Raw genomic sequence first — 13,473 nt, forward strand, 5'->3', positions numbered from 1 at the left:
TGTTTTTTGGTTGCGGGAGTAGGATTTGAACCTACGACCTTCAGGTTATGAGCCTGACGAGCTACCGGGCTGCTCCATCCCGCGCCATTGTGGCGCACCTAATTATGGTTAGGTGCATCGTAAGAGAGATACGCTTGCTGTGAGGCAAGCTTTGCGATGTTTATTAGGTTTGGCAGTGACTTACTCTCCCACGTCTTAAGACGCAGTACCATCAGCGCTGCGGCACTTAACGGCCGAGTTCGGGATGGGATCGGGTGTTTTGCTCGCGCTATGACCACCAAACCAAAAAAACAACGCCAGATCAAAGCGACCCGGTTTCGATCTGGGTGAGCAAGGCACGTTTGCGTAGCAAATGTGCAGCTCACTCAGTTGCTGTGAGGCACCTCTTTCCAATGGTGTTGGTTAAGGTGCCCCGAGCTACCGGGCGTTCTGTTTGTTCCAAGTCTTATACGACTGTTGGTGTTTGTGTATGTATCCTGATTTTTCGCCAGTCTTACTATTACTGGATCAAATCAAGCCTATCGGGCAATTAGTACCAGTCAACTGAACGCGTTGCCGCGCTTACATCTCTGGCCTATCGACGAGGTGGTCTACCTCGGCCCTCAGGGATACCTTGTTTTGAAGGGGGCTTCCCGCTTAGATGCCTTCAGCGGTTATCCTGTCCGATCATAGCTACCCTGCACTGCCGTTGGCACGACAACAGGTCCACCAGTGGATCGTTCACCCCGGTCCTCTCGTACTAGGGGCAACTCTTCTCAAGTATCCTACACCCACGGAAGATAGGGACCGAACTGTCTCACGACGTTCTAAACCCAGCTCACGTACCTCTTTAAACGGCGAACAGCCGTACCCTTGGGACCTGCTCCAGCCCCAGGATGAGATGAGCCGACATCGAGGTGCCAAACGGTGCCGTCGATATGGACTCTTGGGCACCATCAGCCTGTTATCCCCAGCGTACCTTTTATCCGTTGAGCGATGGCCCTTCCACTCGGGACCACCGGATCACTATGGCCGTCTTTCGACTCTGCTCGACTTGTCAGTCTCGCAGTCAGGCTGGCTTCTGCCATTGCACTCAACGAGCGATTTCCGACCGCTCTGAGCCAACCTTCGCGCGCCTCCGTTACAATTTGGGAGGCGACCGCCCCAGTCAAACTACCCACCACGCAGGGTCCCGGACCCGGATAACGGGCCGCGGTTAGACATCAAGCAAGATAAGGGTGGTATCTCAAGGGAGGCTCCACAGGAACTGGCGTCCCTGCTTCAAAGCCTACCACCTATCCTGCACATATCGTGCCTGATGCCAATGCGAAGCTATAGTAAAGGTGCATGGGGTCTTTCCGTCTAACCGCGGGTATCCTGCATCTTGACAGGAAATTCAATTTCGCTGAGTCCACATTTGAGACAGCGGGGAAGTCGTTACGCCATTCGTGCAGGTCGGAACTTACCCGACAAGGAATTTCGCTACCTTAGGACCGTTATAGTTACGGCCGCCGTTTACCTGGGCTTCAATTCGGAGCTTGCACTCCTCCTTTTAACCTTCAGGCACCGGGCAGGCGTCAGACCCTATACGTCGTCTTACGACTTCGCAGAGCCCTGTGTTTTTAGTAAACAGTCGCCACCCCCTGGTTTGTGCCCCCGCCCAAAACTTGCGTTCTGAACGGGCCTCCTTCTCGCGAACTTACGGAGGTATTTTGCCGAGTTCCTTAAATGTGGTTCTCTCAAGCGCCTTGGTATTCTCTACCAGTCCACCTGTGTCGGTTTAGGGTACGATCTAGCGGAGGGCTATTTCCAGGAACCTCTAAACGGCCTCCCCAATCCGATAAGGGGAAACAATCTTCGAGATCCGTCACATCCTCCTGGCCCAGGAATATTAACCTGGTTCCCATCGACTACGCCTTTCGGCCTCGCCTTAGGGGTCGGCTTACCCTGCTCAGATTAGCTTTAAGCAGGAACCCTTGGACTTTCGGCGAGGGAGTCTCTCACTCCCTTTGTCGCTACTCATGTCATCATTCTCACTAGTGATCTCTCCACCGGATCCCTCACAGGCCGGCTTCACAGAAAGCTCCCTGCGTCCAATATACCCCGAAGGGCATTAAAGACGCTTGGAACTATGTCACACTACGCTCTGCTACCATGCAATAAATTGCATCCCAGACTTCGGCTCATGGCTTGAGCCCCGTTACATCTTCGCCGCAGGACAACTTATTTAGACCAGTGAGCTGTTACGCTATCTTTAAAGGATGGCTGCTTCTAAGCCAACCTCCTGGTTGTTTTGGTCGTCCCACTTGCTTTCCCACTTAGCCATGAATTAGGGGCCTTAGTCGTAGGTTAGGGTTGTTTCCCTCTTCACAACGGACGTTAGCACCCGCTGTGTGTCTGCCGGATATTACTCCTCGGTATTCGGAGTTTGGTTAGGATCAGTAAGACGGTGAGTCCCCATTACCCATCCAGTGCTCTACCCCCGAGGGTATTCGTCCGACGCTCTACCTAAATAGATTTCGCAGAGAACCAGCTATCTCCGAGTTTGATTGGCCTTTCACCCCTAGGCACACCTCATCCCGACCTTTTTCAACAGGTGTGGGTTCGGACCTCCAGTTAGTGTTACCTAACCTTCATCCTGGACATGCCTAGATCACTCGGTTTCGGGTCTAATGCATCTAACTCAATCGCCCTATTCAGACTCGCTTTCGCTGCGCCTACACCTAACGGCTTAAGCTTGCTAGATACACTAAGTCGATGACCCATTATACAAAAGGTACGCTGTCAGGTCTCAAGGACCCTCCAACTGATTGTAGGCGTTCGGTTTCAGGTACTGTTTCACTCCCCTCGTCGGGGTGCTTTTCACCTTTCCCTCACGGTACTGGTTCGCTATCGGTCAGTAAGGAGTACTTAGCCTTCGAAGGTGGTCCTCCGATGTTCAGACAGAATTTCACGTGTTCCGCCCTACTTAATACGTCCAATCATGCTTCTTATACGGGACTGTCACCCACTCTGGTTGTGCTTTCCAACACATTCTAATCACATTCATGGCTCGGCTGGTCCCCGTTCGCTCGCCGCTACTAGGGGAGTATCTGTTGATTTCCTTTCCTCCGGGTACTTAGATGTTTCAGTTCCCCGGGTTTGCTTTTGTAAACCTATGTATTCAGTCTACAAATACCTGGTTTTGCTCATTATTAGCTGCTCCGAAGAGCAATAATAACAAACAATCAGGTGGGTTGCCCCATTCGGAAATCCATGGATCAAAGCTTATTCTCAGCTCCCCATGGCTTATCGCAGAGTATCACGTCCTTCATCGCCTCTTACTGCCAAGGCATCCACCAAACGCCCTTTTCGCGCTTGATTTGATCCAGAAAAAGCAAGGCTTCTTCTGTGGGCCCTCCCTTTTGTATCAAAAGGGCCCTTAATCAAAATGCATACATTGCAACGCCAGCCGCTGGTTCAGCAACTGGCATCGTTCGAGCAACATTACTGTTGCTCCGGTTAGTGTACTTGACTTGGAACAAAATAGATTTTCGAGGCGTCAAAGGTTCCATGCGGAACCTCAGCCTGTCTGGCCACCCCTCACGCGGGGCGCCTCTATTCTGATGTTGTATCTCTCTATACGATGTCAAATGACCCGAAGGCCAAGTCGTCCAGTTGGACGGCAAAACAGCCAAGGCTGCTTTACGGTCAAACTGTCATGCAAGTTGTTGGTGGGTCGAGGAGGACTTGAACCTCCGACCTCACGCTTATCAGGCGTGCGCTCTAACCACCTGAGCTACCGACCCAACGAGGTTGAAGTCAGAGACTTCAGTGGTGGAGCGTGTCGCGCCGAAGGCGCGCTGCCTAAGGTGACGATATGCTCCAGAAATGGTGGAGCGTATCGGGATCGAACCGATGACCCCCTGCTTGCAAAGCAGGTGCTCTCCCAGCTGAGCTAACGCCCCAAACGGTGCGTTTCGCCGACTGAGCGAAACTGCAAACTGAAGAGATATGAGGACGGCCTGGCTCCAGGTCACTGCAAGGAAAAGCAGTGCCTGTTATGCCGGCTTTGTTTGCCGACTGCTAAGTGTTTCACGATTTTCCATGCGCTGACGCTTCGCTACTTGAGCGCGTTGGTCTCGCATAAATCATACTAGAAACATCCTTAGAAAGGAGGTGATCCAGCCGCAGGTTCCCCTACGGCTACCTTGTTACGACTTCACCCCAGTCGCTGAGCTCACCGTGGTCCGCTGCCCCCATTGCTGGTTGGCGCACGGCCTTCGGGTAAACCCAACTCCCATGGTGTGACGGGCGGTGTGTACAAGGCCCGGGAACGTATTCACCGCGTCATGCTGTTACGCGATTACTAGCGATTCCGACTTCATGGGGTCGAGTTGCAGACCCCAATCCGAACTGAGACATCTTTTGGAGATTAACCCATTGTAGATGCCATTGTAGCACGTGTGTAGCCCAACCCGTAAGGGCCATGAGGACTTGACGTCATCCACACCTTCCTCCCGCTTATCACGGGCAGTTTCTCTAGAGTGCCCAACTGAATGATGGCAACTAAAGATGTGGGTTGCGCTCGTTGCCGGACTTAACCGAACATCTCACGACACGAGCTGACGACAGCCATGCAGCACCTGTCACTCTGTCTCTTACGAGAAAACCTGGTCTCCCAGGCGGTCAGAGGATGTCAAGGGTTGGTAAGGTTCTGCGCGTTGCTTCGAATTAAACCACATGCTCCACCGCTTGTGCGGGCCCCCGTCAATTCCTTTGAGTTTTAATCTTGCGACCGTACTCCCCAGGCGGAATGCTTAATCCGTTAGGTGTGACACCGAAGGGCAAGCCCCCCGACGTCTGGCATTCATCGTTTACGGTGTGGACTACCAGGGTATCTAATCCTGTTTGCTCCCCACACTTTCGCACCTCAGCGTCAGTATCGAGCCAGTGAGCCGCCTTCGCCACTGGTGTTCCTCCAAATATCTACGAATTTCACCTCTACACTTGGAATTCCACTCACCTCTCTCGAACTCTAGACTGGGAGTTTACAAGGCAGTTCCAGGGTTGAGCCCTGGGATTTCACCCCATACTTTCCAATCCGCCTACGTGCGCTTTACGCCCAGTAATTCCGAACAACGCTAACCCCCTCCGTATTACCGCGGCTGCTGGCACGGAGTTAGCCGGGGTTTCTTTACCAGATACTGTCATTATCATCTCTGGCGAAAGAGCTTTACGACCCTAAGGCCTTCGTCACTCACGCGGCATGGCTAGATCAGGCTTGCGCCCATTGTCTAAGATTCCCCACTGCTGCCTCCCGTAGGAGTCTGGGCCGTGTCTCAGTCCCAGTGTTGCTGATCATCCTCTCAAACCAGCTACTGATCGTAGACTTGGTAGGCCATTACCCCACCAACTATCTAATCAGACGCGGGCTAATCCTTCACCGATAAATCTTTCCCCCAAAGGGCGTATACGGTATTACTCCCAGTTTCCCGAGGCTATTCCGTAGTGAAGGGCATATTCCCACGCGTTACTAACCCGTCCGCCGCTAGACCCGAAGGTCTCGCTCGACTTGCATGTGTTAGGCCTGCCGCCAGCGTTCGTTCTGAGCCAGGATCAAACTCTCAAGTTGAAAGCACATCGCTGCGCTATCCTTGACGTTCGAACCTCTGCACATCACCATATGGCCTTACTGAAACCATATGGCGTTTCTCTGTTCTCGTGCTTCAGTAACCAAAGTTACCAGAAGCCGCCAAACAGTGAAGCTGACACCACATCATCGGACCGAAATCCTAGTGGCGTTGATATACAGACGTCTGATCCATCGAACTGAACCAAACCGCCCACATATCTCTTCAGATATATCAATTTCAAACAGCGTAGAGACAAAAAGAAACAAGTGCGCCCTAAACTTCCGGCGCGCCCGCCCTTCAACCTCAGATTTTCTTCTTAACGCCTCCGAACCTTCCAGATCGTTTCCGACCCGTCCAACCCGTCTAGCGCCCCGCCAGTGCATCGCTGCGCCGCCGGTGAGGGGGGTTCTACGGTTACTCACCACAAGCCGCAAGTGGTTTTTTCGACAAAAAGCACGGCAACGCACATTTTCTTGGAACCTTCATGACAAGCGCCAATAAAACAAGCGCTGTAGGCAGCAATACAAGGCGTTTTCGCACGCCGAACCCGACCCAAAGCGTGATGATCAGGCAGAATCAGCCCTCAACAGGTGGCGTATCCAAGCCCTTTTCACCCTGTCTTGCCCCTGACCCCCGCCCTACCGTGGAATCGGGCCTGCGGGCAGGAATCGAATGCCAGCGCCGCGCGGCGCTGTTCGCTGGCCGCATGTCGTATTCCGGCGGTTGCTTTGCTGCATCGCAGCTAATGTCCGCTTGCGCAGCGCCCTACCCGCCTGCGCGTTCTCTTCACGTGCCGCTCTGGCACAAAGCGAGGTAAGATGCTTGACCAAGCCCTGATGCTGGACCGCTTGCTGGCGCGCCGCCCCGCGCATGCGCTCGAACGCGACCTTTATTGCGACGATGGTGTCTATAGCCTCGATCTGGATCACATCTTCTATCGCGAATGGCTGTTCGCCCTGCCCTCTCCGGTGCTGCCAAACCCCGGTGCATTCGCGACGCTTCAGATCGGGGCCTATCCGGTTGTGATCGTGCGCAGCGCCGATGGCATGATCCGCGCCTTTCATAATGTCTGCCGCCATCGCGGCCAACGGCTTTGCGCCGCGACGACGGGATCGACGCCCAATCTGGTCTGTCCCTATCACCAGTGGACCTATGGTCTGGACGGCAAGCTTCTTTATGCCCGCGACATGGGCGACGGGTTCGATCCCGCAGCGCATGGGTTGAAAAAGGTCCATTGCGTCGATCTGGGCGGGATGGTCTTTGTCTGTCTTGCGCCGGTGCCGCCACCCATCGCGGATCTGGCCAAGCATCTGACAGCCTTCCTCGCCCCCTCCGGTCTCAAGGACGCCAAGGTCGCGCATAGCTCGACCATCGTCGAAAACGGCAACTGGAAGCTGGTGCTGGAAAACAACCGCGAATGTTACCATTGTTCAGGGTCGCATCCGTCGCTCTGCCGGACCTTCTCGGACAATCCCAAATTCGCCGCCATGTCCGGCCCCAACGAGGCCAGCCCTGAAATCCTGACCCATTGGAAACGGTGCGAGGCGGCGGGCCTGCCGTCACGCTTTACCCATGCGGATGACATGGGCTGGCGGCTGGCGCGGGTGCCTTTGCTGAACAATGCCGAAAGCTATACGATGTCCACGAAGGCCGCCGTGGCGAAACGGATGGGCACGATGCCGTTCAACGATGCAGGCACGCTGCTGTTCTATCACTATCCCAACACATGGAACCACTTTTTGGGCGATCATGCGATCACCTTCCGCGTCCTGCCGATCTCGGCCACGCAAACCGAGGTGACGACGACCTGGCTCGTCCACAAGGATGCGGTCGAAGGCGTGGATTACGACCTGAAAACCCTGACCGAGGTCTGGCTGAACACCAATGACGAGGATCGGCAGGTCGTCGAGGAAAACCAGAAAGGCATCCTGTCGCCCGCCTATGAACCCGGCCCCTATTCCCCCATTCAGGAAGAAGGCGTGATCCAGTTCGTGGACTGGTATGCGGGTCTGATGACAGGGCGGCTGACCCCGCAGCCCGCATTGGCGGCGGAATAAAATGCCCCCGCCCACACGGATCAGCACCACCGCCGCGTGGCGCGACGATGAATGGCTCGAATGTGTCATGGTCATTCCAGAGACACCGGATGTCGCGACCTTCGCCTTTCGGGCACCCTCCGGGGCGTGGTTCGATTATGAGCCGGGGCAGTTCCTGACGCTGGATCTGCCACTGGCCGGTGGCGCGGTGCAGCGGACCTACACCATCTCGTCCAGCCCCTCGCGTCCTTTGTCGATCTCGATCACGGTCAAGGCGCAAAAGGACAGCATCGGCACGCGCTGGATGCTGAACCATCTACGTCCGGGGATGAAGATCAAGGCCTATGGCCCTGCGGGCATCTTCAGCTTTCACCGGCATCCGGCGGAGAAATACCTCTTCATCTCGGCAGGGTCGGGGATCACGCCGATGATGTCGATGACGACCTGGGCATGGGATACAGGCGACATGCCCGATATCGTCTTTGTCCATGCGGCGCGGCGCCCATCCGACATCATCTTTCGCGAAAGGCTGGACCAGTTCGCCAACCGCGTGCCGGGGCTGCAACTGCGCTATACGGTCAAGGAACCCGACCCCTTCCGCGTCTGGCATGGCTATCACGGACGACTGAACCAGATCATGCTGGGGCTGATGGCCCCCGATTATCTGGAGCGTGAAGTGTTCTGCTGCGGCCCCGAACCTTTCATGCAGGCGGTGCGCGACATGCTGAACGCGCTTGGCTATGATATGGACCGCTATCATCAGGAAAACTTTCAGGCCCCCGTCGAAAAGGCCGCCGATGCGCCAGAGATCAACGACGTTACGCCGGATGCGGAAACCCGCGCGCAGATAAGTTTCACCGCTTCGGGCGTAATCGCGGCCTGTGCGGAGACCGACACGGTCTTGGCCGTGGCGCGGGCGAACGGTCTGAACATTCCGTCGGGCTGTACATTTGGCCTTTGCGGGACCTGCAAGATCCGCAAGACTGCGGGCGAGGTCCACATGGTCCACAATGGCGGCATCTCAGACGAGGATATCGCAGATGGCTATATCTTGGCCTGTTGCTCCAACCCGCTGGGCCGGATCGAAGTCGCCGTCTGATCTTCACTCATCAACATTCAGTGCGCTAAACAGGTCTGCGGTCCTGTCTTGCAGCACCGTATCGCCTATCTGGTGCGCCTGTTGAAAGGGTGCAAACCGACCGCCGGAAAAACCCAGAACTTTGTCTAAAATTGGTTGGATAAACGTATTTGGTGGAAATGGCATAGGGAAATCCTAGCTAGAAATGAAACTGCGTGCTTAGGCTTCGTTGAACTCATGCATAGAAGTTCCCGTCAGACCGGCGTCTTTGATTCTGTCAGCGAAAGTGTTGGAAATGAAAATTCCATTCCCACCGGCTCCTGCAAACTTGTCGATCCACGCGTGGTGATTGCCGATCGCTTCTTTTGAAAACACCCGTGATGCTGCCTCGCCTTCAACAGGCTTAAAGAAGCCACGCGCATTTCTGGGATAGGTCAGTTCCGGATGATAGGTATCAAGCCGGTTACACACGTTTAACCAAAAGTAGTCCGCGATCTTCTTGCCTTTTTCAAACACCTCAATAGGGAAAAATTGATGTGTATCCGGTTCCAATTCTTCCAGAATATCCTTGAACTTATGGTTCACAAAGAAGCAGCTTGAATGGCTGTCGACACCCAGCAATGGCACGGGGTGGTTGTTGCCATTATGCCTTTCGGTTTTTGTGGGCATATTATCTGGCTTTAGCGGGCGGCCAGAATTCCACTCAGTGATCAATTTCCCGCCATCAGGCGTCCGATCATAAAGTGCGATCTTATCAAAATCGCCATCTATCCATTTATGATAGACACCGTACATTGGCTTTTCATCTTTGGGCCGGATACCTGCGTTAACGTAATATGGCATGAGTTAGTCCTTCTGCCTGTTTTTTCCCAAAATACTCCGGGACCCAGGGCAGCGCCCCGTCTTGCTCCCTGAACAAAGAACCGCGCGCGTTACTCCGCCGCCAGCGCCGCCTTTGCCTGTGGCACGTAATTCAGGACCGGTCCCAACCAGCGTTCGACTTCGGCCACGTCCATGCCTTTGCGCGCGGCGTAGTCCAGCACCTGATCCTGTTCCACCTTTGCCACACCGAAATAATAGGCATCAGGATGCCCGATATAGAGCCCCGACACCGATGACCCCGGCCACATCGCCATGCTTTCGGTCAGCTTCACGCCTGTCGTGGCCTCTGCATCCAGCAGCCGGAACAAGGTGGTTTTCTCGGTATGGTCGGGCTGCGCCGGATAGCCCGGTGCGGGCCGTATGCCGCGATAGGGCTCACCGATCAGGTCGCCGGGCGCGAGGTTTTCATCGGGCGCATAGCCCCAAAGCTCGCGGCGGACCTTTTCGTGCATCCGCTCGGCAAAGGCTTCGGCGAAACGGTCGGCCAGCGCCTTGACCAGAATCGCGTTGAAATCGTCGTTTGCCCGCTCGAACCGTTCAGCCAGCGCGATTTCCTCGATCCCTGCCGTGACCACGAAACCGCCGACGTAATCGGGCACACCAACGGGGGCCACGAAATCGGACAGCGCCACATTGGGCCGCCCGTCGCGTTTGCTGACCTGCTGGCGCAGGGTGTGCAGCATCGCCAATTCGGACGTCCGGCTGTCATCGGTGAACAGGCGGATATCATCGCCCACCGCATTGGCAGGCCAGAATCCAACCACGGCACGCGGGCGGAACCATTTTTCCGCGATGATCTGCGCCAGCATCGCTTGCGCATCGGCAAACAGCGCGCGGGCCGCCTCGCCCTGTTTTTCGTCTTGCAGGATCTTGGGATAGATGCCCTTCATCTCCCAAGTCTGGAAAAACGGCGTCCAGTCGATGTAGCGGGCAAGCTCCCCGAGATCCCAGTCCTCATAGACACGTGTGCCAAGGAAGGATGGCGCAGACACGCGGTAATCCTGCCAGTCGAGTTTCAACGCATTGGCGCGGGCCGCCGCCAGCGGCAGGCGTTTCTTGGCCAGTTCCGCACGGGCGTGGTTATCCGCGACCTTTTCATATTCTGCGCGGATCGTGTCGATATAGCCTGCCTTTTGATCTGACGACAAAAGCGCCGAGACAACGCCCACAGCGCGGCTTGCATCTGTGACATAGACTGTCTGGCCTGCCGCATAATTGGGGTGGATTTTCACCGCCGTATGCACGCGGCTGGTGGTCGCCCCGCCGATCAGCAGCGGAATATCAAGACCTGCCCGTTCCATTTCGGCCGCCATATGGACCATTTCATCCAGCGATGGCGTGATCAGGCCGGACAGTCCGATGATATCGACCTTTTCGGCAATCGCTGTTTCGATGATCTTGGCGGCGGGCACCATCACGCCAAGGTCGATGATGTCGTAATTGTTGCAGGCCAGCACAACGCCCACGATATTCTTGCCGATGTCGTGCACATCGCCTTTGACCGTGGCCATCAGCACCTTGCCCGCGCTTTCGCGCCCCGTGCCGCCGTTCAGGCGCTTTTCCTCTTCCATATAGGGCAGCAGCACCGCGACCGCCTGTTTCATCACGCGGGCGGATTTGACGACCTGCGGCAGGAACATCTTGCCCGCGCCAAAAAGATCGCCCACCACGTTCATCCCCGCCATCAGCGGCCCTTCGATCACATGCAGCGGGCGGTCGGCCTGAAGCCGCGCCTCTTCGGTATCAGCGTCGATGAATTCGGTGATCCCGTTGACCAGCGCATGTTCCAGCCGCTTTTCTACCGTCCAGTCGCGCCATTTCAGATCACGTTCCTTGGCTTCGCGCGCGCCGGTAGATTTGAAGCGTTCGGCGATCACAAGCATGTTTTCGGTCGCATCCGGCGTGCGGTTCAGCACCACATCTTCGCAGGCGTCGCGCAAATCGGGGTCGATACTGTCGTAAACCGCCAACTGCCCTGCGTTGACGATGCCCATATCCATCCCCGCCTGAATGGCGTGATAGAGGAACACTGCATGCATCGCCTCGCGCACAGGTTCGTTGCCACGGAAACTGAAACTCAGGTTCGACACGCCCCCAGACACATGCACATGCGGCAGATCGGCGATGATCCGGCGGGTCGCGTTGATGAAATCGACGCCGTAGTTGTCGTGCTCCTCGATCCCTGTCGCCACGGCGAACACGTTGGGATCAAAGATGATGTCCTCGGGCGGGAAACCCACCTCTTCGGTCAAGAGCTTATAGGCGCGGGTGCAGATTTCGACCTTGCGGTCCTCAGTATCGGCTTGTCCCGCCTCGTCAAAGGCCATCACGACCACCGCCGCGCCATAAGCACGACACAGCCGCGCCTGATGCAGAAACGCCTCTTCGCCTTCCTTCATGCTGATCGAATTGACGATGGATTTGCCCTGCACGCATTGCAGACCCGCCTCGATCACCTCCCATTTGGAACTGTCGATCATCACAGGCACGCGGGCGATATCAGGTTCGGCGGCGATCAGGTTCAGGAATTCGATCATCGCCTGTTTGCTGTCGATCAACCCCTCGTCCATGTTGACGTCGATGATCTGCGCGCCGTTTTCGACCTGATCGCGCGCTACGTCGACGGCCGCCGCATAGTCACGGTTGGTGATCAGCTTGCGGAACTTGGCAGAGCCGGTGACATTCGTCCGCTCGCCCACGTTCACAAAGGGAATGTCGGGGGTCAGGGTGAACGGCTCCAGCCCCGAAAGCCGCATCAGCGGCGTATGCGCGGGGATCGCGCGCGGCTTGTAACCCGCCACCGCAGCGGCAATGGCGCGGATATGGTCGGGTGTCGAACCGCAGCAACCGCCGACGATGTTGACCAAGCCTTCCTTGGCGAAATCGGCGATCTGGCTGGCCATGAAATCGGGGCTTTCGTCATATTCGCCGAATTCATTGGGCAGGCCCGCATTGGGATAGGCGCAGACCAGCGTATCGGCCACGCCGGACAATTCCGCCAGATGCGCGCGCATTTCGGCAGCACCCAGCGCGCAGTTCAGCCCGATCGTCAAAGGGTCCGCATGGCGCACCGCATGCCAGAACGCGGTCGGCGTCTGGCCCGACAGGGTCCGCCCCGACCGGTCCGTGATCGTGCCGGAGATCATCACCGGCAGGCGCAGGCCATTGGCGGCAAAGATTTCCTCGCAGGCGAAAATCGCGGCCTTGGCGTTGAGCGTATCGAAAATCGTCTCGATCAGGATCAGATCGGCACCGCCGTCGATCAACCCGCGCAATTGTTCGGCATAGGCCGCGCGCAACTGGTCAAACGTCACCGCGCGGTAGCCCGGATTGTTCACGTCAGGCGACATCGACGCCGTGCGGTTCGTCGGCCCCAATGCGCCCGCGACGAAGCGCATCCGCCCGTCCTCTGCCGTCGCACGGTCGAGCGCCTGCCGCACCAGCCGCGCGCCGTGATAGTTCAGGTCGTAAACAAGATCTTCCAGCCCGTAATCGGCCTGAGCGATGCTGGTGGATGAAAACGTGTTGGTTTCGACGATATCGGCCCCGGCCATCGCATAGGCGTAATGGATATCCTCGATCGCCTGCGGCTGTGTCAGGATCAGCAGATCGTTGTTGCCCTGCTGCGGCAAAGGCTTGTCCCCGAAAATCCGCGGATGACAGGCGCAGCCAGCGCCATGGGCCGTGAAATCCGCCTCTCCGAACCCCAGCGCCTGAATTTGCGTGCCCATCGCTCCATCGAGGATCAGGATACGCTCTGCCGCCTCTGCGGCGATTTGGGCAAAAGCGGGGGATCTGGGCAAGGTCTTGGTCATGATAATCCGATCAAACGACGATAGGCACCTGACGTGCCGACGTTGTACCTAGGCGGAACCCGTGCTGA

At 56.5% G+C, this 13,473-nt stretch carries 4 protein-coding genes, 3 tRNA genes and 3 rRNA genes; 2 read left to right on the forward strand and 8 right to left on the reverse strand.

Features of this window, described 5'->3' with window-relative positions; all coding sequences use genetic code 11:
* Positions 1-7: 7 nt before the first annotated feature.
* The 6 genes from H147_RS0105900 to H147_RS0105925 all read right to left on the reverse strand — a co-directional run bounded on the left by H147_RS0105900 (position 8) and on the right by H147_RS0105925 (position 5,593).
* Positions 8-84, reverse strand: a tRNA-Met gene (locus H147_RS0105900).
* An 83-nt stretch (positions 85-167) separates the two neighbouring features.
* Positions 168-282, reverse strand: a 5S ribosomal RNA gene (gene rrf / locus H147_RS0105905).
* A gap of 226 nt (positions 283-508) precedes the next feature.
* Positions 509-3,342: ribosomal RNA gene (locus H147_RS0105910) — 23S ribosomal RNA — on the reverse strand.
* Positions 3,343-3,690: 348 nt separating this feature from the next.
* Positions 3,691-3,767 (reverse strand) — tRNA-Ile (locus H147_RS0105915).
* Positions 3,768-3,850: 83 nt separating this feature from the next.
* Positions 3,851-3,926: transfer RNA gene (locus H147_RS0105920), tRNA-Ala, on the reverse strand.
* A 204-nt stretch (positions 3,927-4,130) separates the two neighbouring features.
* Positions 4,131-5,593, reverse strand: a 16S ribosomal RNA gene (locus H147_RS0105925).
* Together the 16S, 23S and 5S rRNA genes with 3 tRNA genes alongside form the textbook arrangement of a ribosomal RNA operon.
* An 819-nt stretch (positions 5,594-6,412) precedes the next feature.
* Here H147_RS0105925 and H147_RS0105930 point away from each other — a divergent pair.
* Together H147_RS0105930 and H147_RS0105935 are read left to right on the forward strand one after the other, a co-directional pair.
* Entirely contained in the window at positions 6,413-7,651 is a 1,239-nt protein-coding gene (locus H147_RS0105930) for an aromatic ring-hydroxylating oxygenase subunit alpha (RefSeq protein ID WP_019954429.1), read from the forward strand.
* Between the two features lies 1 nt (position 7,652).
* Positions 7,653-8,729: an FAD-binding oxidoreductase gene (locus H147_RS0105935; protein WP_019954430.1), complete on the forward strand. Its 1,077-nt coding sequence runs from the start codon at positions 7,653-7,655 to the stop codon at positions 8,727-8,729.
* 198 nt (positions 8,730-8,927) lie between these two features.
* On the opposite strand, the gene H147_RS0105940 is transcribed toward H147_RS0105935, so the two are convergent.
* Together H147_RS0105940 and metH are read right to left on the reverse strand one after the other, a co-directional pair.
* A complete protein-coding gene (locus tag H147_RS0105940) occupies positions 8,928-9,551 on the reverse strand; it encodes an imm11 family protein (protein WP_245541112.1) in 624 nt (207 codons plus the stop codon).
* A gap of 89 nt (positions 9,552-9,640) precedes the next feature.
* The gene (metH, locus tag H147_RS0105945) at positions 9,641-13,405 is read right to left on the reverse strand and encodes a methionine synthase (protein WP_019954432.1); all 3,765 of its coding nucleotides are present in this window, start codon (positions 13,403-13,405) and stop codon (positions 9,641-9,643) included.
* Positions 13,406-13,473 lie beyond the last annotated feature (68 nt).

The sequence above is a fragment of the Yoonia vestfoldensis DSM 16212 genome, assembly GCF_000382265.1.
Classification (GTDB): Bacteria; Pseudomonadota; Alphaproteobacteria; order Rhodobacterales; family Rhodobacteraceae; genus Yoonia; species Yoonia vestfoldensis.